This window comes from Rhodopseudomonas palustris (assembly GCF_003226555.1).
GTDB classification, from domain to species: domain Bacteria; phylum Pseudomonadota; class Alphaproteobacteria; order Rhizobiales; family Xanthobacteraceae; genus Rhodopseudomonas; species Rhodopseudomonas palustris_I.
Genome location: NZ_QKQS01000023.1, coordinates 1,379,023 through 1,403,564 on the forward strand (window position 1 = coordinate 1,379,023; position 24,542 = coordinate 1,403,564).

24 protein-coding genes are annotated in these 24,542 nt (G+C 65.0%); 17 read left to right on the plus strand and 7 right to left on the minus strand.

Annotation, left to right across the window (positions count from 1 at the left end; all coding sequences use genetic code 11):
* Nucleotides 1-207: 207 nt before the first annotated feature.
* Nucleotides 208-1,503 carry a sn-glycerol-3-phosphate ABC transporter substrate-binding protein UgpB gene (gene ugpB / locus DNX69_RS18920; protein ID WP_234827005.1) on the plus strand — a complete coding sequence of 432 codons (1,296 nt, stop codon included), beginning with the start codon at nt 208-210 and terminating at the stop codon, nt 1,501-1,503.
* 5 nt (nt 1,504-1,508) lie between these two features.
* On the opposite strand, the gene DNX69_RS18925 is transcribed toward ugpB, so the two are convergent.
* From DNX69_RS18925 to DNX69_RS18935, 3 genes are all read right to left on the minus strand, one after another.
* The gene (locus DNX69_RS18925; RefSeq protein WP_110787447.1) at nt 1,509-2,426 is read right to left on the minus strand and encodes a helix-turn-helix transcriptional regulator; all 918 of its coding nucleotides are present in this window, start codon (nt 2,424-2,426) and stop codon (nt 1,509-1,511) included.
* Nucleotides 2,427-2,650: 224 nt separating this feature from the next.
* The gene (locus DNX69_RS18930; RefSeq protein WP_110787448.1) at nt 2,651-3,457 is read right to left on the minus strand and encodes an SDR family oxidoreductase; all 807 of its coding nucleotides are present in this window, start codon (nt 3,455-3,457) and stop codon (nt 2,651-2,653) included.
* 61 nt (nt 3,458-3,518) lie between these two features.
* The gene (locus DNX69_RS18935) at nt 3,519-4,574 is read right to left on the minus strand and encodes a polysaccharide deacetylase family protein (RefSeq protein WP_110787449.1); all 1,056 of its coding nucleotides are present in this window, start codon (nt 4,572-4,574) and stop codon (nt 3,519-3,521) included.
* A gap of 156 nt (nt 4,575-4,730) precedes the next feature.
* Here DNX69_RS18935 and DNX69_RS18940 point away from each other — a divergent pair, with 156 nt between their 5' ends.
* From DNX69_RS18940 to phoB, 10 genes are all read left to right on the plus strand, one after another.
* The gene (locus tag DNX69_RS18940; RefSeq protein ID WP_110787450.1) at nt 4,731-6,125 is read left to right on the plus strand and encodes an OmpA family protein; all 1,395 of its coding nucleotides are present in this window, start codon (nt 4,731-4,733) and stop codon (nt 6,123-6,125) included.
* A gap of 3 nt (nt 6,126-6,128) precedes the next feature.
* Nucleotides 6,129-6,425, plus strand: a complete 297-nt coding sequence (locus tag DNX69_RS18945) for a hypothetical protein (protein ID WP_110787451.1) — start codon at nt 6,129-6,131, stop codon at nt 6,423-6,425.
* Between the two features lie 245 nt (nt 6,426-6,670).
* Entirely contained in the window at nt 6,671-7,705 is a 1,035-nt protein-coding gene (locus DNX69_RS18950; protein ID WP_110787452.1) for a lysylphosphatidylglycerol synthase domain-containing protein, read from the plus strand.
* A gap of 3 nt (nt 7,706-7,708) precedes the next feature.
* On the plus strand, nt 7,709-9,055 hold the full coding sequence (locus DNX69_RS18955) for an ATP-binding protein (RefSeq protein WP_207803161.1): 1,347 nt from the start codon (nt 7,709-7,711) through the stop codon (nt 9,053-9,055).
* Between the two features lie 149 nt (nt 9,056-9,204).
* Entirely contained in the window at nt 9,205-10,215 is a 1,011-nt protein-coding gene (pstS, locus tag DNX69_RS18960) for a phosphate ABC transporter substrate-binding protein PstS (protein ID WP_110787453.1), read from the plus strand.
* Nucleotides 10,216-10,426: 211 nt separating this feature from the next.
* Nucleotides 10,427-11,428, plus strand: a complete 1,002-nt coding sequence (pstC, locus tag DNX69_RS18965) for a phosphate ABC transporter permease subunit PstC (protein WP_110787716.1) — start codon at nt 10,427-10,429, stop codon at nt 11,426-11,428.
* A gap of 1 nt (nt 11,429) precedes the next feature.
* A complete protein-coding gene (gene pstA / locus DNX69_RS18970; protein WP_110787454.1) occupies nt 11,430-12,293 on the plus strand; it encodes a phosphate ABC transporter permease PstA in 864 nt (287 codons plus the stop codon).
* Nucleotides 12,290-13,111, plus strand: a complete 822-nt coding sequence (pstB, locus tag DNX69_RS18975) for a phosphate ABC transporter ATP-binding protein PstB (protein WP_110787455.1) — start codon at nt 12,290-12,292, stop codon at nt 13,109-13,111. Before pstA ends, pstB begins: the two co-directional genes overlap by 4 nt.
* Nucleotides 13,112-13,134: 23 nt before the next feature.
* Nucleotides 13,135-13,851: a phosphate signaling complex protein PhoU gene (phoU, locus tag DNX69_RS18980; RefSeq protein ID WP_110787456.1), complete on the plus strand. Its 717-nt coding sequence runs from the start codon at nt 13,135-13,137 to the stop codon at nt 13,849-13,851.
* 74 nt (nt 13,852-13,925) lie between these two features.
* The gene (gene phoB / locus DNX69_RS18985) at nt 13,926-14,639 is read left to right on the plus strand and encodes a phosphate regulon transcriptional regulator PhoB (RefSeq protein WP_110787457.1); all 714 of its coding nucleotides are present in this window, start codon (nt 13,926-13,928) and stop codon (nt 14,637-14,639) included.
* 313 nt (nt 14,640-14,952) lie between these two features.
* On the opposite strand, the gene DNX69_RS18990 is transcribed toward phoB, so the two are convergent.
* Nucleotides 14,953-15,462 carry a GcrA family cell cycle regulator gene (locus DNX69_RS18990; RefSeq protein ID WP_110787458.1) on the minus strand — a complete coding sequence of 170 codons (510 nt, stop codon included), beginning with the start codon at nt 15,460-15,462 and terminating at the stop codon, nt 14,953-14,955.
* Between the two features lie 478 nt (nt 15,463-15,940).
* On the opposite strand from DNX69_RS18990, the gene DNX69_RS18995 reads away from it, so the two are divergent.
* The 3 genes from DNX69_RS18995 to DNX69_RS19005 all read left to right on the plus strand — a co-directional run bounded on the left by DNX69_RS18995 (nt 15,941) and on the right by DNX69_RS19005 (nt 19,391).
* Nucleotides 15,941-17,152 (plus strand): aspartate aminotransferase family protein, encoded by a 1,212-nt coding sequence (locus DNX69_RS18995; protein WP_110787459.1) that lies wholly within the window; start codon nt 15,941-15,943, stop codon nt 17,150-17,152.
* Nucleotides 17,152-18,081, plus strand: a complete 930-nt coding sequence (gene argF / locus DNX69_RS19000; RefSeq protein ID WP_110787460.1) for an ornithine carbamoyltransferase — start codon at nt 17,152-17,154, stop codon at nt 18,079-18,081. The genes DNX69_RS18995 and argF overlap by 1 nt, the downstream gene beginning before the upstream one ends.
* A 308-nt stretch (nt 18,082-18,389) precedes the next feature.
* Nucleotides 18,390-19,391: an Hsp33 family molecular chaperone gene (locus DNX69_RS19005; RefSeq protein WP_110787461.1), complete on the plus strand. Its 1,002-nt coding sequence runs from the start codon at nt 18,390-18,392 to the stop codon at nt 19,389-19,391.
* A gap of 95 nt (nt 19,392-19,486) precedes the next feature.
* Here the strand turns inward: DNX69_RS19005 and apaG are convergent, their stop codons facing one another.
* Nucleotides 19,487-19,879, minus strand: a complete 393-nt coding sequence (apaG, locus tag DNX69_RS19010; RefSeq protein WP_110787462.1) for a Co2+/Mg2+ efflux protein ApaG — start codon at nt 19,877-19,879, stop codon at nt 19,487-19,489.
* A 250-nt stretch (nt 19,880-20,129) separates the two neighbouring features.
* On the opposite strand from apaG, the gene DNX69_RS19015 reads away from it, so the two are divergent.
* From DNX69_RS19015 to DNX69_RS19025, 3 genes are read left to right on the plus strand one after another with little or no spacing between them, the layout of a single operon-like run.
* On the plus strand, nt 20,130-21,395 hold the full coding sequence (locus tag DNX69_RS19015; protein ID WP_110787463.1) for an OpgC domain-containing protein: 1,266 nt from the start codon (nt 20,130-20,132) through the stop codon (nt 21,393-21,395).
* An 11-nt stretch (nt 21,396-21,406) separates the two neighbouring features.
* Nucleotides 21,407-22,171, plus strand: a complete 765-nt coding sequence (locus DNX69_RS19020) for an SGNH/GDSL hydrolase family protein (protein ID WP_425327310.1) — start codon at nt 21,407-21,409, stop codon at nt 22,169-22,171.
* Nucleotides 22,171-23,127 (plus strand): SGNH/GDSL hydrolase family protein, encoded by a 957-nt coding sequence (locus DNX69_RS19025; protein WP_110787465.1) that lies wholly within the window; start codon nt 22,171-22,173, stop codon nt 23,125-23,127. The genes DNX69_RS19020 and DNX69_RS19025 overlap by 1 nt, the downstream gene beginning before the upstream one ends.
* A gap of 110 nt (nt 23,128-23,237) precedes the next feature.
* Here the strand turns inward: DNX69_RS19025 and DNX69_RS19030 are convergent, their stop codons facing one another.
* On the minus strand, nt 23,238-23,786 hold the full coding sequence (locus DNX69_RS19030) for a L,D-transpeptidase (protein WP_349626982.1): 549 nt from the start codon (nt 23,784-23,786) through the stop codon (nt 23,238-23,240).
* Between the two features lie 112 nt (nt 23,787-23,898).
* Nucleotides 23,899-24,531, minus strand: coding sequence for a DsbA family protein (locus tag DNX69_RS19035; protein ID WP_110787467.1), 633 nt, complete (start codon nt 24,529-24,531; stop codon nt 23,899-23,901).
* Between the last annotated feature and the right edge of the window lie 11 nt (nt 24,532-24,542).

Here is a 24,542-nt window from a genome sequence, read left to right on the forward strand (position 1 = left end):
CCCCGATCAGCCGCAACCAGTGGGCCGCGCGCGGCGTCGGCGTGCGGAATATTGGCTCGGCTGGACAGCGGCAAGTTCAATCCCATAAGGTTAACGCCGTTCGCAGGGACCGGAGAAGTCCAGCTAAGCTAGCAGATCAGCCTGGGCGATGGCTATCGGGAGTGAGTTCGTCGGACGATGGCCGGAATGTTGGGAAGACTCGCGCAGATGGCTGCCGTCCTGGTCTGGGGCGGCGTCGGGATTGCGCCGGCCGCCGCCACGACGGAGATCGTCTGGTGGCACGCAATGTCCGGCGAACTCGGCCGGCAGCTCGAGAAACTGGCGACCGATTTCAACGCCTCGCAATCCGACTACCGGGTGGTGCCGAGCTACAAGGGCAACTACACCCAGACCGTGACCGCGGCGATCTTCGCGTTTCGTTCCTCCAGTCAGCCGGCGATCGTGCAGGTCAATGAGATCGCCACCGCCACCATGATGGCGGCGAGGGGAGCGGTCTATCCAGTCTATGAGCTGATGCGCGACGAGAACGAAACGTTCTCGCCGGACGACTACCTGCCTGCGGTCACTGGCTATTACACCGACCTGTCCGGCAACATGCTGTCGTTTCCGTTCAACGCTTCGACGCCGATTCTATATTACAACAAAACGCTGTTTCGCCGTGCCGGACTTGATCCGGAGGTGCCGCCGGCCACTTGGCCGGAGGTCGGCGCCATGGCGACGCGGCTGCGCGATGCCGGGGCGGCCTGTGGCTTCACCACCTCGTGGCCGTCCTGGGTGCATATCGAGAATTTCTCCGCCTATCACAATCTGCCGCTGGCGACGCAGTCGAACGGGCTCGGCGGGTTGGATGCGGAACTGGTGTTCAACAATCCGGTGGTGGTGCGCCATGTCGCTCAGCTCGCCGACTGGCAGAAGACCAAAATCTATGACTATGGCGGCCGCGCCACGGCGGCCGAGCCGCTGTTTCAGCAGGGCGACTGCGGCATCTTCATCGGCTCGTCGGCGACCCGTGCCGACATCCTGGCCAATGCCAAATTCGAGGTCGGCTACGGCCGCCTTCCGTACTGGCCGGACGTGGCCGGCGCGCCGCAGAACACCATCATCGGCGGCGCCACGCTATGGGTGCTGCGCGGCCGGCCGGCGGCGGAATACAAAGGGGTGGCCAAGTTCTTCGCCTACCTGTCGAAGCCGGATATCCAGGCGGCCTGGCACCAGCACACCGGCTATCTGCCGATCACCAAGGCAGCCTACGATCTCACCCGCGCTCAGGGCTTCTACGATCGCAATCCGGGGACGGCGATTTCGATCGAACAGATCACGCTGAAGCCGCCGACCGAGAATTCGCGCGGATTGCGGCTCGGCTCGTTCGTGCTGGTGCGGACCGCAATTGAAGACGAACTCGAACACGCGGTCCGCGGTGAGAAGCCCGCGCAGGCCGCAATGGATGCCGCGGTCGAACGCGGCAACAAGCTGCTGCGGCAGTTCGAACGGACCAAGCCGTAACAGCCCTACGGCGCCGTCTCGCGTCGTCCAAAAGCGCCGGCGTCGCGGCTCAGCACAGGCGATACCATCGCGACCAGGTTTTGCGCGGCGGCTTCGATCGACAGGCCTGCGGTATCGAGAACGCCGGCGGCGCGGGCATACAATGGCTCGCGGCTCTGCAGGATGGTGCGCAGCTCCTGCATCGCGGCGCGGTCGTCGGCCATCGGCCGCATGTCGCCCTGGCCGCGGACCCGCATCATGTGTTCCTCCGGCTCGGCCTTGAGCCAGATGGTATAAAACGAGGTCAGGATCTGATCGAAGGTGATCGGCTCGGACACGATGCCGCCGCCGGTCGCCAGCACCACCGGCTCGTTGTGGGCCAGCAGCCGCGTCAACGCTGCCTGCTCCATCCGGCGGAAGCCTTCCTGGCCGTACAGCGCAATGATCTCGGATACCGACAGCCCGTTCTGGCGCTCGATCTCACGGTTCAGCTCGACGAAGCTCCAGCCGATGCGGTCGGCCAGCATCTTGCCGAGAGTGGATTTTCCGGCGCCGCGCAGGCCGATCAGCGCGATTCCATGGAAAGTCGCCTGACGCTGCGTCGTGCTGCCGAACCTGCCGAGTCCGGACAACACGTCCTTGGCGTGTGCGATCTGCACCGGAGTGGCGCGCCGCACCAAGTCTCGGATTACAGGCCATTCGGCGGCAGCGTCGGGAGACGGCAGCAGATCTTCCAAGGGGGTCGCAAGCGCCTCGGAAATCCGGCGCAGCAGCACGATCGAGACGTTGCCCTTGCCGCTTTCCAATTGCGCGATGTAGCGCTCGGAAATCCCGGAGACCTTGGCCAGCACCTTGCGCGACATGCCACGCCGGCCGCGCATGGTGCGAACGTGCTGGCCGAGGTCGAGCAGAAAGCTCGCGTCGGTGTCGTCTGGCTCGACCATGTCCGTCCATTCACGTCTGTTTGGGGAAAGATAGTGCTGGCCACAAGCGCCAGCAATCGAACGAATGTCGTTCGATGCATTATAATTCAAGGCAGATGTCGTTCGATGGGACGCAACACCGCAGACGGACACCCACGTGTCTCTGGGTGCGCCGAGCGGTACGAGAGATATTGTCCGGAAGGTGCGTCCCCCGCCGCTTCAGCGGGAGACGCGAAGCGAAACGGTTACGCCCAGCCGTCGCCCTTGATGCCGGGATTGGCGAAGGCGACGCCGCCGTCGACCGTGATGGTCGAGCCGACCACATAGTCGCCCGCCCGCGAGGCCAGGAACACGGCAGTGCCTGCCATGTCCTCATCGGTCCCGATCCGGCCGGAGGGCACCCGCTGGGCCACCGCATCCGACTCGTCGCGCGCAGCCTTGTTCATATCGGAGGCGAACGGTCCCGGCGCGATGGCGGTGACCACGATATGATCCTTGATTAGCCGCACCGCCATCCGGCGGGTCAGGTGAATGAGGCCAGCCTTCGAGGCCGCGTAGGGATAGGTCTCGAGCGGGTTCACGAAGATGCCGTCGATCGAGGCGATGTTGATCACCTTGCCCGGCTGTTCGGCGCTCGCCGCGGCGCGAAGCTGCGGCGCCAGCGCCTTGGTCAGGAAGAACGGCGTCTTGACGTTGAGGTTCATCACCTTGTCCCAGCCGCTCTCCGGGAACTCGTCGAAGTCGGCCGCCCAGGCTGCGCCAGCGTTGTTGACCAGGATGTCGAGCGAGGCCTCACGACGTTTGATCTCGGCGGCCAGCATCTCGATGCCCGCCATGGTCGAGATGTCGATCGGCAGCGCGACGCACTCGCCGGGATACATTTCGGTGAGCTCATCGGCGGTCGCCTGACAGGCCGGGGCCTTGCGCGCGGTGATGTACACGCGCGACGCGCCGTAGGCGAGAAAGCCGGCCGCGATCATCTTGCCGATGCCGCGTGAGCCGCCGGTCACCAGAGCGACGCGGCCTTGCAGCGAAAACAGATCCTTGAACATGACGTCTCCCTCGGGTGTTTGGCCGCCTGTTTGCGGCGGCGGGGAGGGGTGAGTCAAGGAATCACGCCGCGACGCGGCGAAAGCCGTTCCACATCGCGGTTGCGGCGCCGGATGTCAGCACGGGCAACAGCCGGTCGTCCTGATAATGTCCGTTGAGCGAAATCCGCGGCAGCGCGGTGAGATGATCGGCGCATTCGGAAAACATCATGCCCGGCCGCGTCGTGACCGCGGTCTTGTAGCCGACGGCCTGGGCGAGGGCGAATTCGCGCGGCCCCGCCGCAGCTTTGTCGCCGTAAGGATACGCGAGATGGTCGACCGAATGTTGCAACTCGTCCTGGATGCGGGCGCGGCTGCCGGTCAGCTCGTGCGCGGCGACCAGTTCGCTCTGCCGGCCGAGCATACAATGGGTGATGCTGTGGGCTCCGATCGTCACCAGCGGGTGAGAGGCGAAGCGGCGCAGCTCGTCCCACTGCAGGCACAGTTCCCGCGCCGCGGCAGTTTCGTCGAGGCCATAACGCAGGCACATCGCCGTCATGGCGGCGTCGAGGTCGCCGCCGTTCGGCAAGCGGCGCAGCAGATCGTGCAACCGTTCGAATGCCGTCTGCTTGGCTTCGGGCGTTTGAATGTCGAAGCGCAGTTCCTGGCCGCCGATGGCGACCTCCAGCCGGCTCTGGCTAGCGATCAGCCGCTCCAGCGTTACCCACCACAATCGCCCATTACCTTCGGCGAAGTCGCTGGCGACAAATACGGTGAATGGTGCGCCGAACTCCTCGAACACCGGCAATGCGAAATCGCGGTTGTCCCGATAGCCGTCGTCGAGCGTGATGCAGGCGAAGCGCCGGCCGAAATCGCGCGCCCGCAACCTACGATGCAGCTCGTCCATCGGGACGAGATCAATCCCGAGCTCCCGCAGATGCTTCAGCGTGGCCCGCAGGAAATCCGGGGTAACCTCGAGGTGGCGATTGGGCTGAAACGAATCATCGCGGCTCGGCCGGACGTTGTGCAGCATGAAAATCGTGCCGATTCCGGACAGGAGCGGGCGCAGCACCCGATGCGCGCCCGTGTAATAGAGGGCTTCGAGCCCGGCGCGGATCATACTGTGGCGAAAATGTTTCATCGAAGCGAAGGCTATATCATGTCTGAGCCATGCTAGGAGTCCACGGCTGAAGAAACGGTTATGGCAGGGGCAACTTTGGTCGCTGTTTTCGGGAATTGCGTTTGACAGCCTTCCAACGGTTTGATTTCTCTCTGCTTCTGATCCACGGGAAGCGGAATGCGCGGACTCTACAGCTCCAGCGGTAAATGGTGGCCCGGTGCCATTCCGCTGGTCATTCTCTGGGCCGTCGCCGCTTGGACGACGATGCCTGCCGTGGAAGCAGAACTCACCGTTCGCGCTGCGGCTGCGCTCAAGGACACGATCCTCGATAAAACCAAGATCACGGCAGCGGGTCGGGACATCACATTGGTGGCCGAGGCGTTCTCCGAGGAGGGGCGCCGTGCCGCGGTGTCCGCCGTTGAGGCCGTGCCAGGGATCCGTCTGGTCAATGATCGCACCAAGCTGGTGCCGGAAGCCTCCCCTTACGTGTGGTCGATTGAACGCGACGTCGTTCGGGTGACCCTGAGCGGCAGCGCTCCGCTGCCGGCCAGCAGATCGCGGCTGTTCGACGGTGCCAAGGTCGCGTTCGCAGGCGTCGAGGTCGTCGACCATATGGCGCTGGCGCGCGGCGCGCCTCAGCGCTTCGATGCGGCGGCGATGCTGCTGATCGACCAGCTTGCCAAGCTCAAACAAGGCAAGATCACCCTCAGCGGGACCTCGGTCGCGCTGAAGGGAATGGCGAAGGATCTCGGCGGGCGCGAAGCGATTGCGGCGGCGCTTCGGAACCTGCCTGAGGGCTATACGGTCGGCGACAACGAGATCGAGGCGCCGCCCTATGTGTTCCGCGCCTACAAGGACCCCGTCGCCGGCCAGGTGACGCTCGAGGGATATGTGCCGGACAACGCCGTGCATGCCGCTCTCGCCGCCGCGACAGGTCGGAAGTTCTTCGGCGATAAGGTCGTCGATAATCTCAAGGCCAGTATCGGGGCGCCGAAGGGATTTGTCGACGCTGCCGTCCCGGCACTTGGCGCGCTGTCGCGACTGTCGACCGGCACCCTCGTGTTGTCGGACCGCGAAGTGCACCTGTCGGGCGATGCTTTCTACGACGTCGCGGCGAACCAGATCCGCGGCGGCCTCAACAAGGAACTGCCGCAAGGCTGGAAGGTGAGGATCGATCTGTCGGTCAAGCCGCAGGCGGCGCCGGTGGACGCAACGGTGTGCCAGCAATTGTTCAACGGCCTGCTGGCGAAGGGGACGGTGCAGTTCGACTCCGCCAGCGCCACCATCGACAAGGACTCTGCCAGCCTGCTCGACAGGTTGATCGAGACCGCGATGCGCTGCCCCAGCGCCAAGATCGAGGTCGCCGGGCACACCGACAGCGACGGTGATGCCGCTTTCAACCAGACGCTGTCGGAACGGCGCGCGCGCGCGGTCGTCGATTATATGGTCCGCGCCGGCCTGCCGCCCGAGCGGTTCGAGGCGTTCGGCTATGGCAGCAAGATTCCGATCGCCGAAAACGACACTGAGGCGGGCAAGGCGAAGAACCGCCGCATCGATTTCGTGGTCAGGTGACGCATGGTGGCTTTGGCGGATTTCTTCTGGGGCTGGCTGGTCGGATCGTTGCTGCTCGGCTTCGCGGTCGGGTGGATCTCGGTGGTGCATCGCGGCCCTAGCCTGTCCAAGAACGCCGGGCTCGGCGTCGGCGGGATCGCGGCGGTGCTGGTCGGGCTGTCGCTGGCCCGTCTGGTTCCCGGTCGCGGCGGTTACTGGCTCGATCTTTTCCTCGCCCTGGTCGGCGCCTATCTGATCGGATGCGCCATCGGCTCTTGGCTCCGCTACTGGGTGGTGGCGCGGCAGTCGCCGCGGCTGTGATGATGACGCCGTTGTCGACCGGCAGCTGCGACGATAGGTCCCGCGTTGCAGCAAAATCCCAATAATGGCGAAGGTGCAACCGGTTGGCTGAAGCGGAATTGAAGCGTTGTGGACCGACATCCGGCGTTGACCGAATTCCACTCGGCCTGAAAACACGCTACCAACGATGTACGGCCGGCCGAAGCTCGGCGCCAAGGCCGTGACACCAGGGGTAGAAGCGCGGGCGAAGGGGATTCGAGGTCTCGATGCGGATCGCAATACGCAGAACGATCGCAGTTCTGCGCGAGAAGCAAATCCTGCACAAACTTGGTGTTGCGGTCAGCATCGCGGTCATCGCGGCCGCTTGCTACGTTCTGTACCATATTTTGCGCGGCATCGACCTCGAGCGTGTGCTCGATGCGATGAGCCAGACCGATCCGAGCTCGATCGCGCTGGCCGCGGTGTTCGTCGCCGCCGGTTACTTCACCCTGACGTTCTACGATCTGTTCGCCGTCCATGCGATCGGCCGCGGCGACGTGCCGTACAGGGTCAACGCGCTCGCCGCCTTCACCAGCTATTCGATCGGTCATAATGTCGGCGCCAGCGCGCTGACCGGCGGCGCGGTGCGTTACCGGATCTACTCGGCCTGGGGGCTCGATGCGATCGATGTCGCCAAAGTGTGCTTTCTTGCCGGCCTGACCTTCTGGCTCGGCAACGCCGCCGTTCTCGGTCTCGGCGTCGCCTATCATCCGGAGGCGGCGTCCGCGGTCGATCAACTGCCGCCGTCGGTCAACCGCGTGCTCGCGCTGCTGATCCTGTCCGGATTGATGATTTATGTCGCCTGGGTGTCGTTCAAGCCGCGTTGCGTCGGGCGTGGCAGTTGGACGGTGACGCTGCCGGGCGGCAAGCTGACGCTGCTGCAGATCGCAATCGGCATCGTCGATCTCGGCTTCTGCGCCCTGGCGATGTACGTGCTGACGCCCGACGAACCCAATGTCGGCTTCGTCGTGGTGGCGGTGATCTTCGTGTCGGCGACGCTGCTCGGTTTCGCCAGTCACTCTCCCGGCGGTCTCGGCGTATTCGACGCCGCGATGCTGGTCGGACTCTGGCAGATGGACAAAGAAGAGCTGCTCGCCGGCATGCTGCTGTTCCGCCTGCTGTACTACATCGTGCCGTTCGTGATATCGGTGATCGTACTTGCGGTCCGGGAGATCGTGCTCGGTGCTCGGCTGAAGCGGGTTCGTCCGCTGACCGAAGCATTGAAGCCGAAACCGGTGCGCGGAGATCCCTCACCAGGTTGAGCCATGACCACCGCACCCGCGCCCGACGAGCAAACCCGCCCGGTCCGGGAAATCGTGCTCGCCGCGCCGTCTGCACCGACATCGCTGATGACGCATTGGTCCGATCGCCTCCGTCACGCCGCGATCATCTTGATCGCCGCTGCGCTCGCACTCACAGCCCTGGTGGTGTTCGCTCAACTCGCGATCGGCCCGGCACTCGCTGCCTTCGCCTGCCTGATCGCCGCGGCGCTGGTACCATGGCGGCTGCACGACGGTGCCAGTGCGCTTGATGAAACGCTCGGCGTCAGCCCTGTGGAAATGCCGGTGGTCCGTGCCATCGTCGGCGGCATGCCCGATCCGGCGGTGCTGCTCGATCGCGCCGGCCGCGTCATTCATCTCAACGCCGCGGCGGCGGAGCTCGCTCCGGCCCTGCGGGCGCGCGAACTGGCGCAGTTCGCGCTGCACAGTCCCGAGATCGTCACCGCGCTGCGCGAAGCGATCGCGACCTCGGAACCGCGCCGCGTCACCTACCTCGATCACGGCTCGATCGAGCGCTGGCTGGAACTGATGATTGCGCCGGTGCAGGTGCCGACCGCGTTCGGCGGCACCGATCAATGCATGCTGATGACGTTCCACGACCTGACGCCGCTGCGCCGGGTCGAAGAGATGCGCGCGGACTTCGTCGCCAATGCCAGTCACGAACTGCGCACACCGCTCGCCGCCTTGTCGGGCTTCATCGATACGCTGCAGGGACAGGCCCGCGATGATCCGAAGGCGCGCGAACGTTTTCTTGGAATCATGCACGCTCAGGCGACGCGGATGGCGCGGCTGATCGACGATCTGCTGTCGTTGTCCCGGGTCGAGCTCAGCGCCCACGTCCGCCCCGACGCGATGATCGATTTGAAGCCGTTGATCAAACAGGTCACCGACGGGCTCGAGCCGCTGGCCAAGGAGCGCCAGGTGGTGATCGAGCTGGAGCTTCCCGATGATGCCGCGACGATCGCCGGCGATCGCGAAGAGCTGTTGCGACTGTTCGAAAATCTGATCGAGAACGCGTTGAAATACGGCGCTTCCGGCGGGCGCGTGGTCGTCTCTGTGGTTGCCTCCGTTTCCGGTGACGGAGTACCGGAATATCGTGCGCTCGTCCGCGACTTCGGCCCCGGTATCGCACCCGAACATCTGCCCCGATTGACCGAGCGGTTCTACCGGGTCGACGTCGGCGACAGCCGATCCCAGGGCGGTACGGGGTTAGGATTATCGCTGGTGAAACATATTGTTAACCGCCACAGGGGCCGGCTTTTGATCGAAAGCGTCCTGAAAAAAGGCGCGACTTTCACCGTCTGCTTCCCTCAGGGAAAGCCCCAGGTCTGAGTCAAATATTCTTTCAATTTCATGGGCTTAGGCCAGTCACATGACTGTCATCAAACCCTCATAAAAGGTCAATCGACCGCCCGTAGACGGAGCGGGGTAAGCGCAGTCGGGCGCGCTGAGCGCTTCGCTTACAGATGGAGACCTTCCCCATGAATTTCATCAAGGCAATCGTCGCGGCCGGCATGGTTGCGGCGTCGACCTCGGCCTTCGCGGCTGACATTACCGGCGCTGGCGCCACCTTCCCGTACCCGGTCTACTCGAAGTGGGCGGATGCCTATAAGAAGGAAACCGGCAACGGCCTGAACTATCAGTCGATCGGCTCGGGCGCCGGCATCAAGCAGATCGTTGCCAAGACCGTGACCTTCGGCGCCAGCGACAAGCCGCTGAAGCCGGAAGAGCTCGAGAAGGACGGCCTGGTGCAGTGGCCGATGGTGATGGGCGCGATCGTTCCGGTGGTGAACCTGGACGGCGTCAAGCCGGGCGAGCTGGTGTTCGACGGCCCGACCCTCGCCAAGATCTATCTCGGCGAAATCAAGAAGTGGGACGACGCGGCGATCAAGAAGCTGAACCCGAAGGTCAACCTGCCGAGCGAGGCGATCACCGTGGTCCGTCGTTCGGACGGCTCGGGCACCACCTTCAACTTCACCGACTACCTGTCCAAGGTCAGCCCGGAGTGGAAGAGCAAGGTCGGTGAAGGCACCGCGGTCGAGTGGCCGGTCGGCGTCGGCGCCAAGGGCAACGAAGGCGTCGCCGGCAATGTCGGTCAGACCAAGAACTCGATCGGTTATGTCGAGTACGCCTATGCCAAGCAGAACAAGCTGACCTACACCGCGATGGTGAACAGCGTCGGCAAGACCGTGCAGCCGACGATGGCCGCCTTCCAGGCCGCCGCTTCGAACGCCGAATGGTCCAAGGCGCCGGGCTACTACCTGATCCTCACCAACCAGCCCGGTGACGCGTCGTGGCCTATCACTGCCGCGACCTTCATCCTGATGCACAAGGAGCCGGTCGACAAGGCTGCCTCCGCTGAAGCCCTCAAGTTCTTCAAGTGGGCGTTCACGAAGGGCGACAAGGCTGCCGAAGCGCTCGACTACATCCCGATGCCGGAGCCGGTCGTCAAGCTGATCGAGAAGACCTGGGCTGCGGACATCAAGAGCTGATAGACTGAATGTTGGCTGCGATCCGGCTCCGCCCGGGTCGCAGCACGACGTTCACGCGAACGACGGAATCCGAGCGACGGATTTCTCGGACTCCGGTTTTGCACCGCAGTCGGTGCAGGCGCGACGCTCGATCGCGCATCCGGTCTCAATTCAAAAAACCCCAGCCGCGAAGCGCGGTTTCGGCCCTGCACAAGGCATAGGGAGAGTGAGCGTGGCGGACATGGCGGTTGATACAACCGGATTGCAAGCGGCTGCCGGACCTTACGATCGAGCCAAGGCCCTCAGTGCCTTCAAGCTCGGCGACAAGACCTTCTATTGGGCGACGCGCGCCTGCGCGATTTCGGTGCTGCTGATCCTCGGTGGCATCATTGTTTCTCTGATCGTCGGTGCATGGCCCGCGATCCGTGAATTCGGCTTCTCGTTCCTCACTACGGCGCGCTGGGCACCGGCGAACGATCCGCCGGTCCTTGGTGCGCTCGGCCCGATCTACGGTACCTTGGTGACGTCGCTGATTGCGATGGTGATCGCGATCCCGGTCGGCCTCGGCATCGCGATCTTCCTCACCGAGCTGTGCCCGATGTGGCTGCGTCGCCCGATCGGCCTCGCCATCGAGCTGCTCGCCGGCATCCCGTCGATCATTTACGGCATGTGGGGCTTCTTCGTGCTCGGGCCGTTCCTGGCCTACCACTTCCAGCCGGCCATGATCGCGCTGTTCGAGGGCGTCCCGGTGCTCGGTGATATCTTCGCCGGTCCGCCGTCCTATCTCAGCCTGTTCAACGCCTCGCTGATCCTCGCCATCATGGTGCTGCCGTTCATCACCGCGATCTCGGTCGACGTGTTCAAGACGGTGCCCCCGGTGTTGAAGGAAGCGGCCTACGGCGTCGGCTGCACCACTTGGGAAGTGGTGCGGAGTGTGGTGATCCCCTACACGAGGGTCGGCGTGATCGGCGGCGTGATGCTGGCGCTCGGCCGTGCGCTCGGCGAGACGATGGCGGTCACCTTCATCATCGGCAATTCGTTCCGGATCACCGGCTCGATCTTCTCGCCCGGCACCACGATCTCGGCGGCGATCGCCTCCGAATTCGCCGAGAGCGACGGCCTGCACCAGTCCGGCCTGATCCTGCTCGGCCTGTTGCTGTTCATTCTGACCTTCCTGGTGCTGGCGGCCGCCCGGCTGCTGCTGCTGCGGCTCGAACTCAAGGCGGGCAAGTAAAATGACGCCGATCCATCTCGACAATCCGATCTACAAGCGGCGTCATCGCAACGACATCGTGATCAAGGTGCTGTGCTCGGCGGCGGCGCTGTTCGGCGTCACCTGGCTGGCGCTGATCCTGTTCACGCTGTTCTGGAACGGCCTTGCCGGCTTCAATCTCGAAGTGTTCACCCAGAGCACCCCGCCGCCGGGATCGACCAGCGGCGGTCTGCTCAACGCCATTGTCGGCTCGGTGCTGATGACCATTCTCGGCGTCGGAATCGGGGCGCCACTCGGGCTGTTCGCCGGCACGTATCTGGCCGAATACGGCAAATACGACAAGCTGACCTCGGTGATCCGCTTCATCAACGACATTCTGCTCAGCGCGCCCTCGATCATCATCGGCCTGTTCATCTACGGAGCCGTGGTGGTGACGATGGGCCGGTTCTCGGCGCTCGCCGGCGCGCTGGCGCTGGCGGTGATCGTGATCCCGGTGGTGGTGCGGACCACCGAAGACATGCTGCTGCTGGTGCCGAGCTCGCTGCGCGAGGCTGCCTCGGCGCTTGGTCTGCCGCGCTCGCTGGTGATCCGGCGGATCGCCTATCGGGCCGCCCGCGCCGGCCTGATCACCGGCATCCTGCTGGCGACGGCCCGCGTCGCCGGCGAGACCGCGCCGCTGCTGTTCACTGCGCTCAGCAACCAGTTCTTCAGCCTGGATCTGACCAAGACGATGGCCAACCTGCCGGTGACCATCAACAACTTCGTCCAGAGCCCGTATGCCTACTGGAAACAGCTCGCCTGGACCGGCGCGCTGCTGATCACCCTCACCGTGCTTGCCCTGAACATTGGCGCGCGCATCATCGGCGCCGAGAGGACCACGAAATGACCGAGATCTCGATCGCCACCAGCGTCCCGTCCGCGATGCCGCCGATCGGCGCCCAGCCGGACGGCCCGGCCAAGGTGACCGTGCGTGACCTCAACTTCTATTACGGCCAGAACCACGCGCTGAAGCACATCAATCTGGCGCTCGCCGCCAACCGCGTCACCGCCTTCATCGGGCCGTCGGGCTGCGGCAAGTCGACCCTTCTGCGCATCTTCAACCGGATGTACGATCTGTATCCGGGCCAGCGCGCCGAGGGTCAGGTGCTGCTCGACACCACCAACATCCTCGACGCCAAGCTCGACCTCAACCTGCTGCGCGCCCGGGTCGGCATGGTGTTCCAAAAGCCGACGCCGTTCCCGATGACGATCTACGAGAACATCGCATTCGGCGTTCGCCTGTACGAGAAGATCTCCAAATCGGAGATGGACGGGCGGGTCGAAAAGGCGCTGCGCGGCGCCGCGCTGTGGAACGAGGTCAAGGACAAGCTCAACGCCTCCGGCCTCAGCCTGTCGGGTGGCCAGCAGCAGCGTCTGTGCATCGCCCGCACCATCGCGGTGCGGCCGGAAGTGATCCTGTTCGACGAACCGTGCTCGGCGCTCGACCCGATCTCGACCGCCAAGATCGAAGAGCTGATCGACGAGCTGAAGGAGCAGTACACGATCGCGATCGTCACCCACAACATGCAGCAGGCGGCGCGCGTGTCGGAATCGACCGCCTTCATGTATCTCGGCGAACTGATCGAATTCGGTCCGACCAACAAGATCTTCACCTCGCCGAGCGATCGGCGCACCCAGGATTACATCACCGGCCGGTTCGGCTGACGCCGCGGGCGAGGAGCACGGATATGGGATTCGAACACACCACCAAGGCGTTCGACGGCGACCTGCAGGAATTGACGCGGCTGGTCGCGGAGATGGGCGGCCTGGCCGAGCGCCAGATCGTCGACTCCGTCGACGCGCTGATCCGGCGCGATGTCGCGCTAGGCTCGCGCGTGGTCGCGGCCGACGCCGAGATCGACCAGATGCAGCGCGACATCGAAGAACGTGCAGTGCTCACCATCGCCCGGCGTCAGCCGATGGCGGTCGACCTGCGCGACATCGTCGGGGCGATGCGCGTCGCCACCGATCTGGAGCGGATCGGCGATCTGTCGAAGAACATCGCCAAGCGCGTCAACGCGATCGACAGCGACTTCCATCCGCTGAAGCTGATCCGCGGCCTCGAGCATATGACCGACCTCGTGCAGTCGCAGGTCAAGGCGGTGCTCGACGCCTACACGGCGCACGATCTGCCGGCCGCGATGGTGGTGTGGAACGGCGACGAGGAAGTCGACGCGATCTGCACATCGCTGTTCCGCGAGCTGCTCACCTATATGATGGAAGATCCGCGCAACATCTCGTTCTGTATCCACCTGATGTTCTGCGCCAAGAACATCGAGCGGATCGGCGATCACGCCACCAACATCGCCGAGACGGTGTTCTACATGATCGAGGGCCAGCAGATCATGGACAAGCGTCCGAAGGGGGATATGACGACCTTCGCCAACGCGACACCCGGCAACTGACGTCGATCCGGCGGTCGCCCATGCCGGGCGGCCGCCGGAAGACGGATCGAGACGACACTGAGACGAGGACGACGATGGCTGCGCGCATTCTGGTAGTCGAAGACGAGGAAGCGCTGACGACGCTGCTGAGATACAATCTGGAATCCGAAGGTTACGAGGTCGAAACGGTGGCGCGCGGCGACGACGCCGACACCCGGATGAAGGAGCGGATTCCCGACCTGGTAGTGCTGGACTGGATGCTGCCGGGCCTGTCCGGCATCGAACTGTGCCGCCGGCTGCGGGCGCGGCCGGAAACCAAGCAACTGCCGATCATCATGCTGACCGCGCGCGGCGAGGAAAGCGAACGCGTCAGCGGGCTCGCGACCGGTGCCGACGATTACATCGTCAAGCCGTTCTCGGTGCCGGAGCTGCTGGCGCGGGTGAAGGGATTGCTGCGGCGCGCGGCGCCGGAGCGGCTCGCCACCGTGCTGGCCTATGGCGATCTCGAGCTCGATCGCGACAAGCGCCGGGTGGCGCGCTCCGGCCGGCCGATCGATCTCGGCCCGACCGAGTATCGTCTGCTCGAGTTCTTCCTGGAGCATCCCGGGCGGGTATTCAGCCGCGAGCAACTGCTCGACGGTGTCTGGGGCCGTGATATCTACATCGATGAGCGCACGGTCGACGTCCACATCGGGCGCTTGCGCAAGCTGCTCAATATCGGCCGCGAGCAGGACCCGATCCGCACCGTCCGCGGCGCCGGCTATGCCCTCGACGACCGCTTCGCCAAGGTCGAAGGCAGCCCGCTGTAGTTGTTAGCAGGTTTGCGACGCAAGGTGGGCAAAGCGTGCCCACCAAAGGCTGGTTTCAGATCACGATGATCGCGAGCGTCATGTTGTAACCCGTGGGCACGGCGCGACGCGCCTCTGCCGACCCTATCGCTTCTGCAATCGTTCAGCCGCGGCCTCAGCCCATCACAGCAGCGTCATCCTCCGCGAAGGCGGAGGATCCCGTAATTGCAGTGAGTGAGTGGAAAGTAACGGAAGCTCTGGATACTGGATCGCCCGCTTTTGCGGGCGATGACAGTTTGGCAGGGTGAGCGGCCCTGCGCTGCGCGCGCGGTGATTACCGTGTGGTCTTCGGCGTCGCGCGGCGGCGGTCGCCGACCGGCTGATAGGCGATGCGCGAGTGATGCGCGCAATAGGGCAGGCCCGGCAGCGATTTGCCGCCGCAGAAGAAGAATTCCGGGCTCGACGGGTCGCCGACCGGCCAGTGGCAGGTGGCCTCGTTGAGTTCCAGCAGCGACAGCCGCTGGTTGATCGGAACGACGTTGTCGAAGGCGACCGGATCGGGTTCGACTTCGACTTCGAAAGCGTGCGCCAGAGCGGTGTTGCCGCGGGCCACCGGACGGTTCACCCGCATCATCTGCTGCACCGGGCGTGCCTTGCGCGGCCGCGGCGCCGCCGAGGTCGGGCTCTTGGCCCGGCCTGACAGGCCCAGGCGGTGGACCTTGCCGATCACGGCGTTGCGGGTGACGTTGCCAAGCTCAGCGGCAATTTGACTCGCCGACAGCCCGCCCTCCCACAATTTCTTCAACTGCTCGACGCGTTCGTCGGTCCAGGTCAATGCCGTCATAGTTCTATCCCTTCCTGCCGCGGGCGCCGAAGGAGCGGCGCGGAACCGCGGCTGTGAGGTCGTCAAAATCTCAGCTGTCAGAATCCCTTAGCGCTCGCCGGACGACCCTTGCCGCCCCAGCGTTACGCCTCATCCGAGAACTCGAAATGGATTACAAACCGCGCACGAGATGTCGTACCCGACAGGCAAAAGGCTACAATATGCCGTGACTCCGGCGCAAGAGTCCGACCCGGTGCGTCCACACCTTCTCCTGTGAGTGAGTCCATCAAGCCACAACAAACAGCACGAGCAGTGCTTTTCTGGCCGCACTTCGTCGAAGCTCCGTGTTGACAGTGAGTTCGACGCTTCTAGAATAATCCCACGTGCCGCCTGGAAAGGCGGCACGTTTCGTTTTCGGGGTACGTTGTCCCGGACTGCGTTCGTGTCATGGGCATGACGCGGCCGGCCGGCGGCCCGCTTTTTTCCGATCGGATCGGCCATGTCTCAGAGCGCTTCAACGTCCCATCTCCTCCCGGTTTTCGCCCGAGCGGATGTCGCGTTCGAGCGCGGCGAGGGCGTCTGGCTGCACGGGACCGATGGTGAGCGCTATCTGGATTTCACCAGCGGCGTCGCCGTCAACGCGCTCGGCCATTGCCACCCGTATCTGGTCGAAGCCTTGCAGCAGCAGGCGACCAAACTGTGGCACATGTCCAACCTGTTCAAGAGCCCGGACGGCGAGAGGCTGGCGGCGCGGCTGTGCGAACAGAGCTTCGCCGACAAGGTGTTCTTCTGCAATTCGGGCGCCGAGGCGGTCGAGTGCGCGCTGAAGATGGCGCGGCACTACCACTTCTCGAAGGGCGACCCCGAGCGCACCCGGGTGATTACTTTCGAGGGCGCGTTCCACGGCCGCACGCTCGGCACGCTCGCCGCCACCGGCTCGGCAAAGTACCTGGAAGGCTACGGCCAGCCGCTCGAAGGCTTCGACCAGCTTCCGGTCGGCGACATCGACGCGTTGAAGGCTGCGATCGGTCCGGAGACTGCGGCGATCCTGATCGAGCCGCTGCAGGGCGAGGGCGGCGTGCGCTCGCCGGAGCCGGCGTTCTTCCGGGCCTTGCGCGAGCTGTGCGACGCGCACGGCCTGCTCTTGATTTTCGACGAAGTGCAGACCGGCATGGGCCGCACCGGCGAGCTGTTCGCCTATCAGCGGCTCGGCGTCGCGCCCGATATCATGTCGCTGGCTAAAGCGCTCGGCGGCGGTTTCCCGATCGGCGCCTGCCTGTCGACCGCCGAAGCCGCCAAGGGCATGGCGCCGGGCGCGCACGGCTCGACTTTCGGCGGCAATCCGCTCGCGGTTGCGGTCGCCAACGCGGTGCTCGACGTGATGCTGCAGCCGGGCTTCTTCGACCACGTCAAGAAGATGTCGCTGCTGCTGAAGCAGAAGCTCGCCGGCGTCGTCGATCGGCATCCGCGCGTGGTCAGCGAGATCCGCGGCGAAGGATTGCTGCTCGGCCTCAAGGCGGTGGTGCCGTCGCCGGAGCTGATCGCGGCGCTGCGGGCCGAGAAGCTGCTCACCGTCGGCGCCAGCGACAACGTCGTGCGCCTGCTGCCGCCGCTGATCGTCAGCGAGGCCGAACTCGACGAAGCGATCGGGCGATTGGAGCGCGCCTGCGTCACGCTTGCCGGACAGCCGACGCAGAAGGAGACGGTGTGATGAGTAGCAACATGCCGCGGCACTTCCTCGATCTCACCGAGCTGCCGACCTCGGAACTGCGCAACATGCTCGCCGCCGCCGTCGCCATGAAGGCGAAGCGCAAGGCGAACGCCGATGCCGACAAGCCGCTCGCCGGCAAGACGCTGGCGATGATCTTCGACAAGCCGTCGACCCGCACCCGGGTGTCGTTCGATGTCGGCATGCGCCAGCTCGGCGGCGAGTCGATCATGCTGACCGGGCAGGAGATGCAGCTCGGCCGCGGCGAGACCATCGCCGACACCGCGCGGGTGTTGTCGCGCTTCGTCGACATCATCATGATCCGCATCCTCAATCACGAGGCCCTGCTCGAGCTCGCCGCCAACGCCACCGTGCCGGTGATCAACGGCCTGACCCGCAAGTCGCATCCGTGCCAGGTGATGGCCGACGTGATGACGTTCGAGGAGCATCGCGGCTCGATCAAGGGCGCGACCGTGGCCTGGACCGGCGACGACAACAACGTGCTGGCGTCGTTCGCCCACGCCGCGCAGCGCTTCGAGTTCAAGCTCAACATCGCCACCCCGCCGCAGCTCTCGCCCAGCAAGGCGCTGCGCGACTGGATCAAGACCAGCGGCGCGGCGATCAGCATCGGCACCGATCCGGAGGAAGCCGTGCGCGGCGCCGACTGCGTCGTCACCGACACCTGGGTGTCGATGGGCGACAAGGACGGCGAACATCGCCACAATTTGCTCAAGCCGTATCAGGTCAACGCCAAGCTGATGTCGCTCGCCCACAAGGACGCGATCTTCATGCACTGCCTGCCGGCGCATCGCGGCGAGGAGGTCACCGACGAGGTGATCGACGGCCCGCAATCGGTGGTGTTCGACGAGGCCGAAAACCGCCTGCACGCCCAAAAGGGCATTTTGGCCTGGTGCCTCGGCGCGGTGGCGTAGTTACTCCTCCATTTTGAGCGGAGCGCTCGCAGTCCCCTTCCCCCTTGCGGGGAGGGTCGGCCGAGCGAAGCGGAGGCCGGGGTGGGGGTGCCGCGAGCACTGAGCGTGTGGCTACCCCCACCCGACCGGCCTTACGGCAAAGCCGATGCAAAGCATCGGCGTGTCTTTCTTAAGACGGCGGCCGGAGGCCGCCTTTGCACCCTCCCCGCAAGGGGGAGGGGGATTAAAGCCTGCTCCGCGGCATCGCTGCCATTCGCCCTCCAGCCCGGCCCTTTCGATCTTCGTCCTTCGCCCCCAGATAAGCGCCCATGACCTCACACAGCCCCGATCCCCGGACCACCGACAATCCCTCCGTGCGTGCGCCGTCGGCGGTGCCGATCGACGACAGCGTGCTGCCGTTCGAGGTCGGTCCGCTCGATCTGCGCGGCCGGCTGACCAAGCTCGGCCCGGCGCTCGACGAACTGCTCGCCAAGCACGCTTATCCGGCCCCTGTCGCCAAGCTGCTCGGCGAGGCGATCGTGCTGGCGACGCTGCTCGGCTCGTCGCTGAAATTCGACGGCCGCTTCATCCTGCAGACCCAGACCGATGGCCCGGTGTCGTTCCTGATCGTCGACTTCCAGGCGCCCGACCGGCTGCGCGCTTATGCACGCTACGACGAGGCCCGGCTGGAGCCCGGGCTGTCGTCCGGCGCGCTGCTCGGCAGCGGCCATCTGGCGATGACCATCGACCAGGGCCCGGACATGCGGCGCTATCAGGGCCTCGTCGCTCTGGACGGCGGCGGGCTGGAGGAAGCCGCGCACGAATACTTCCTGCGCTCGGAACAGATTCCGACGCGGGTGCGGCTCGCGGTCGGCGAGGAGTGGCGCGGCGGCGAGGGGGGCCGGCATCACTGGCGCGCCGGCGGCATGCTGCTGCAGTTCTTGCCCAAGAGCCCCGAGCGCGCCCGTCAGGCCGATCTGCATCCGGGCGACGCGCCGGAAGGCACCGTCACCCATACGGTCGAGGAAGACGATGCCTGGGTCGAAGGCCAGTCGCTGATCGCCACCGTCGAGGACGTCGAACTGATCGATCCGGCTCTGTCCGGCGAGCGGCTGCTGTTCCGGCTGTTCCACGAGCGCGGCGTGCGGGTGTTCTCGTCGCTGCCGATGAAGGCGGAATGCTCGTGCTCGCGCGAAGCCGTCGCCGGCATGCTGTCCCGCTTCGCCCCCGCCGACCGCGCCGACATGGTCAAGGACGGCAAGGTCGTGGTGACCTGCGAGTTCTGTTCATCGGTGTACGAATTTACGCCGCAAGAGGCGGGGGTGGAGTAAGTCGTAGGATGCGTTGAGCCGAAGGCGAAACGCATCACCGCTTGCATACTCTCTCCTGGGTTTCGCTTCGCTCAACCCAGGCTACGAGCGCACGATCAATTCAACGTCCGCTTCCCCTCCGGACTGTCCAGCGAGAACGCCGGGACGTCGATCTCGAAGGTTTCGCCGGTTTCGCTTTCCATCTGGTAGCGACCGGCCATGAAGCCGGAGGCGGTGGGGAGGGGGACGCCGCTGGTGTATTCGAACCGCTCGCCGGGCGCGAGCACCGGCTGTTCGCCGACCACGCCTTCGCCGCGGACTTCCTGGGTGCGGCCGGAGGCGTCGGTGATCACCCAATGCCGGGTGCGCAGTTGCACGGTTTCCTCGCCCGAATTGGTGATCACCACGGTGTAGGACCAAAAATATTGGCGGTTCTCCGCCGAGGAACGCTCAGGCAGGTAATTGGGCTCAACGGTCACTTCAATCCGGCGGGTGACGGCGCGGTACATGGCTCGACTTCCAACTTTTGGCGCAAATATAGCGAAAAGCACTGTTGAAACCAATCGTTCGGAACGATTTTCAGGTTGTGGCGGCAGCGCCTCCGCGGTTTCAACATAGTTCGGGGCTAGCCGGCATGAGCGCCGGAGCGGCAACTTATATGCTGCGTCAGGGCGTCCGTGGATGCTGTCCGACGCTTCGTCGCCGGCGCCGCGGCTGCTATAGCAACGACGGGCGCATGCCGCGCCGCAGCGGAGCCGCATGACTCCTCCCGCCACCACCGTTGTCGAGCCGGTCGCAGCTGTGCCGCCCGCAGGCGGTCCGCCGGCCGAGCCGGCTGAGCCTCCGTCGCAGCCGGCGGCCCTGCCGCCGCGCAAGGTGGTGCCGAAGCGGGAGTTGCGGCTCGACCTGTTCCGCGGTCTGGCGTTGTGGCTGATCTTCATCGACCATCTGCCGGCCAATGTGCTGACGTGGTTCACGCTGCGGAATTACGGCTTCTCGGACGCGACCGAGATCTTCATCTTCATCTCCGGCTACACCGCCGCGTTCGTCTACGGCAAGGCGATGACCGAGCTCGGCTTCGTGGTGGCCGCCGCGCGCATCCTGAAGCGGGTCTGGCAGATCTACGTCGCCCACGTCTTCCTGTTCACGATCTTTCTGGCCGAGATCTCCTATGTCGCGACCAGCTTCCAGAACCCGCTGTATTCCGAGGAAATGGGCATCCTCGACTTCCTCAAGCAGCCCGACGTCACCATCGTGCAGGCGCTGCTGCTGCGGTTTCGGCCTGTCAATATGGACGTGCTGCCGCTGTACATCGTGCTGATGTTCTTCCTGCCGCCGATCCTGTGGCTGATGCGGCGCTGGCCGGACACCACGCTGGCGCTGGCGACGCTGCTCTACGCCGCGACCTGGCAGTTCGACCTGCATCTGACCGCCTATCCGAGCGGCGCCTGGGTGTTCAATCCATATGCCTGGCAGCTGCTGTTCGTGTTCGGCGCCTGGTGCGCGATGGGCGGAGCCAAGCGGCTGTCGCGGGTGCTGGCGTCGAAAGTGACGCTGTGGCTGGCGGCCGTTTATCTGGCGGCCGCGTTCTATGTCACACTCACCTGGTACACGCCGCAATTGTTCCACACCCTGCCGAAATGGCTCGAGCAGTGGATGTATCCGATCGACAAGCCGAACCTCGACGTGCTGCGGTTCGCGCATTTCCTGGCGCTGGCGGCCCTGACGGTGCGGTTCATTCCGCGCGACTGGCCGGCGCTGAACTCGCTGTGGTTGCGGCCGCTGATCCTGTGCGGTCAGCACTCGCTGGAGATTTTCTGCATTGGCATCTTTCTCGCTTTCGCCGGCTATTTCATCCTGGCGGAGGTTGCAGGCGGTGCATTGCTGCATTTTGTCGTCAGCTTGTCAGGGATTTGCATCATGTCTGCCGCCGCATGGCTGTTCTCGTGGTACAAGAATGTGGCGAGCAAGGCCGGGTCGCGGACACCGCCGGATGCCGACCTCGCGGGAGGCGATGCAGCATGAAGGCCGTGGCGATGGCCGGCTTGGGTTGGATGGCGGCCGCGGCGTTGCTGATGGCGGTCGGACTGTCGTCTCCGGCCGTTGCGGCCCAGGACACTCCCTCTTGCGTGCCGCCGGCCTATCTGCTCGCGACCGAAGCCAAGCTGAAGGGTGTCGCAGCAGCCCTGAAGACCACCCGCAAGCTCGACATCCTGGTGGTCGGCAGCCGTTCCTCGGCCATCCTGTCGGCCGAGAACAGCTCGTATCCGGGAAGGTTGCAGGCGCTGCTGCGAGATCGGTTCCCGGGGGTGACCGTCAATGTGACGGTCGAGATGCGGCCGAAGCGGACGGCCGTAGACGTGGCCGGCGGGCTCGGGACCCTGGTCGCCGAACGCAAGCCGGTGCTGGTGATCTGGCAGACCGGGACCTACGACGCGATCCGCTCGATCGATCCGGACGAGTTCCGCACCGCCCTCGGCCAGGGCATCGATGCGGTGAAGCAGGCCGGCGCTGACATGATCTTGATGAATTTGCAGTATAGTCCCCGCACCGAGACCATGATCAATCCGGCGCCCTATCTCGACGCAATGCGGGTGGTGGCGCAGGAGCACGATGTTCCGCTGTTCGACCGTTTTGCCCTGATGCGCCACTGGAACGAGACCGGCGAATTCGATCTGTTCAGCCCGGCGCCTGGGATCGATCTGGCACTGCGCGTCCACAATTGTCTGGCGCGGGCGCTGATGGCGCTCGTGATCGAGGCGGCGCAGACCGATCCGGCGGAGGTAAGGATCCAGCGTTGATGAGAGTTCGTTTCCGGTTCACCGCCGCGGCCGCGGCGCTGCTGTCGATGATGCTGATCCTGCAGCCGACCTCGCCCGCCCTGGCGCAGGATCAGGCGGTTGCCGCCGATCCCATTCCCCAACCGGGGCAAGGCGAGATCGATGTCGCCGCGCTCGAGCGCCACAAGGGCATCGCCGGCAAGACGCTCGACAAGATCAAGGACGTCGCCCGGCAGGCGGGCGACATTCTGGCCCGGGTGCCGTGTCTGCCGCCCAAGGGCGGCGCCAAGTCGATGGGAACGCTGCCGCACGTCGCCCATAAGCTGGCCGAAGGCAGGCCGGTGGTGATCGTGGCGTTCGGCTCGTCCTCGACGCAAGGCTACGGCTCGAGTTCGCCGGCCTTCAACTATCCGAACCGGCTCGCCGCGCAGCTCCGCCGTCATTATCCGAGCTCGGCCATCACCGTGATCAACAGCGGGGTCGGCGGCGAGGACGCCCGCGACATGATGAAACGGCTCAAGTCCACGGTGCTCGACGCCAAGCCGGATCTGGTGATCTGGCAGGTGGGTACCAATGCCATTCTGCACGACCTCGCGGCCGACAAGACCGCCAGCCTGGTGGAAGAGGGGATCTCGGTGATCCAGGCGTCGCAGGCCGACGTGGTGCTGGTCGATCCGCAATACGCGCCTCGCGTCAACGAGCGCGGCGAGAACGCCGGCAAGACCGTGAAGTTGCTCGGCCGGCTCGCCGAGCTGCGCCGCGTCGGCATCTTCCCGCGGTTCGAAGTGATGAAGGAATGGCACGAGCAGTATGCGATGCCGTTCGATAAGTTCGTGATCGCCGACGGGCTGCACATGAACGACTGGGGCTATGCCTGCTTCGCGCAGTTGCTCGGCGACGGCATCATTCGCTCGGTCGGTCAGATCAAGCTCGGCACCGCGGGGCCGGGCGAAGTCACAGCGTATCGGCCGATGTGAGCCGCGTGGATCGAGGGCCCGGTTCTGATCGATCAGAATCGGAGATCTCGACTTCTTGCTGCGGCGTGTGTCCTGCGGCCGAACCAGTTTCAACGTCGCCCGAAACCGTTCTATCGCACGACCACCTTGGCGCCCTTCGGCACCCGGCCATACAGATCGATGACGTCCTGGTTCAGCATCCGGATGCAGCCGGACGACACCGCGTGTCCGATCGTCCACGGCTCTGTGGTGCCGTGGATCCGGAACAGCGTGTCCCTGCCGTTCTTGTAGAGATACAGCGCCCGCGGCCCGAGCGGGTTGTTCTCTCCCCCGTCCATGCCTTTGGCCCATTTTCCGTAGCGCTCCGGTTCGCGGGCGATCATGTTCGGGGTCGGCGTCCAGTGCGGCCACTCCGCCTTGCGGCCGACCTCGGCGGTGCCGGTGAATTCAAGCCCGGCTTTGCCGACGCCAACGCCGTAGCGCAGCGCCTTGCCGCCCTCCATCACCAGATAAAGGAAGCGCTTGCGCGGATCGACCACCACGGTGCCCGGCGGTTCGGTGGTGCTGTAGTCGACCAACTGACGGACGTAAGCGGGATCGAGATCGTCCGCAGCAACGCCGGCGATCGGGTGTTGTTCAGTGTCGATCGCGGCGTAGCGGGCCGCGACCGCGGTGCTCACGGCGGCGGTCGGCGAAGGAATTTGTTCCGTTGTCACGCAACCGCCGAGTGCGACGGCGGCGATGGCCAGAACCAGTACAGAGCGGGACAGCATTTGTTGTGATCGGCCTCGATTACTTCGCCGTCCGGCGGCCGCGCGCTTGCGCCACCACCTTCTTGAAGGCGTCGGCGTCGAGCGCGGCGGCGACCTTGTAGGGGCCGATCAGATACACGGGCGTCCCCTGCAGCCCCATCGCGTCGGCCTGCGACAGCGTCCGCCGCAGCAATGCGGTGATCGCGTCGCCATGGGCGGCGAGGTCGCTTTGCAGCTTGGTCATGTCCACGCCGGAGGCCGCAACGGCATCGCGCATCTGATCCTTTGAGATGCCGCGGCCGGGGATCGCCATCATCGCATCATGGGCTGCCTGATACTTGCCCTGATACTTCGCCCCCAGCGCCATCTGCGCGCCGTAGACCGAAGCCTCGGTGAGGATCGGCCAGTCCTTGTAGACCAGCCGGATCTTGCCGTCGCTGCGCACCACCTTCTCGAGGTCGGGCTCGGCTTTCTTGCAATACGGGCAGTTGTAGTCGAAGTAGGCCACGATGGTGACGTCGCCCTTCGGGTTGCCGGCCTCCGGCGCGTCCGGGTCGCGCAAGATCGCGTCGACGTCCACTCCCTCGGCCCAGGCCTTCGGCGCGCCGAAATACTTCACCAGCGGCACCGCCGCGAGCGCACCGAGGATCATCAGCGACTGTCTGCGATTCATATCTTCCTCCT

Coding starts and splice junctions, on each gene's coding strand:
- ugpB (WP_234827005.1), top strand. CDS start 208: ATGGCTGCCGTCCTGGTCTGGGGCGGCGTCGGGATTGCGCCGGCCGCC.
- DNX69_RS18925 (WP_110787447.1), bottom strand. CDS start 2,426: ATGGTCGAGCCAGACGACACCGACGCGAGCTTTCTGCTCGACCTCGGC.
- DNX69_RS18930 (WP_110787448.1), bottom strand. CDS start 3,457: ATGTTCAAGGATCTGTTTTCGCTGCAAGGCCGCGTCGCTCTGGTGACC.
- DNX69_RS18935 (WP_110787449.1), bottom strand. CDS start 4,574: ATGAAACATTTTCGCCACAGTATGATCCGCGCCGGGCTCGAAGCCCTC.
- DNX69_RS18940 (WP_110787450.1), top strand. CDS start 4,731: ATGCGCGGACTCTACAGCTCCAGCGGTAAATGGTGGCCCGGTGCCATT.
- DNX69_RS18945 (WP_110787451.1), top strand. CDS start 6,129: ATGGTGGCTTTGGCGGATTTCTTCTGGGGCTGGCTGGTCGGATCGTTG.
- DNX69_RS18950 (WP_110787452.1), top strand. CDS start 6,671: ATGCGGATCGCAATACGCAGAACGATCGCAGTTCTGCGCGAGAAGCAA.
- DNX69_RS18955 (WP_207803161.1), top strand. CDS start 7,709: ATGACCACCGCACCCGCGCCCGACGAGCAAACCCGCCCGGTCCGGGAA.
- pstS (WP_110787453.1), top strand. CDS start 9,205: ATGAATTTCATCAAGGCAATCGTCGCGGCCGGCATGGTTGCGGCGTCG.
- pstA (WP_110787454.1), top strand. CDS start 11,430: ATGACGCCGATCCATCTCGACAATCCGATCTACAAGCGGCGTCATCGC.
- pstB (WP_110787455.1), top strand. CDS start 12,290: ATGACCGAGATCTCGATCGCCACCAGCGTCCCGTCCGCGATGCCGCCG.
- phoU (WP_110787456.1), top strand. CDS start 13,135: ATGGGATTCGAACACACCACCAAGGCGTTCGACGGCGACCTGCAGGAA.
- phoB (WP_110787457.1), top strand. CDS start 13,926: ATGGCTGCGCGCATTCTGGTAGTCGAAGACGAGGAAGCGCTGACGACG.
- DNX69_RS18990 (WP_110787458.1), bottom strand. CDS start 15,462: ATGACGGCATTGACCTGGACCGACGAACGCGTCGAGCAGTTGAAGAAA.
- DNX69_RS18995 (WP_110787459.1), top strand. CDS start 15,941: ATGTCTCAGAGCGCTTCAACGTCCCATCTCCTCCCGGTTTTCGCCCGA.
- argF (WP_110787460.1), top strand. CDS start 17,152: ATGAGTAGCAACATGCCGCGGCACTTCCTCGATCTCACCGAGCTGCCG.
- DNX69_RS19005 (WP_110787461.1), top strand. CDS start 18,390: ATGACCTCACACAGCCCCGATCCCCGGACCACCGACAATCCCTCCGTG.
- apaG (WP_110787462.1), bottom strand. CDS start 19,879: ATGTACCGCGCCGTCACCCGCCGGATTGAAGTGACCGTTGAGCCCAAT.
- DNX69_RS19015 (WP_110787463.1), top strand. CDS start 20,130: ATGACTCCTCCCGCCACCACCGTTGTCGAGCCGGTCGCAGCTGTGCCG.
- DNX69_RS19020 (WP_425327310.1), top strand. CDS start 21,407: ATGGCCGGCTTGGGTTGGATGGCGGCCGCGGCGTTGCTGATGGCGGTC.
- DNX69_RS19025 (WP_110787465.1), top strand. CDS start 22,171: ATGAGAGTTCGTTTCCGGTTCACCGCCGCGGCCGCGGCGCTGCTGTCG.
- DNX69_RS19035 (WP_110787467.1), bottom strand. CDS start 24,531: ATGAATCGCAGACAGTCGCTGATGATCCTCGGTGCGCTCGCGGCGGTG.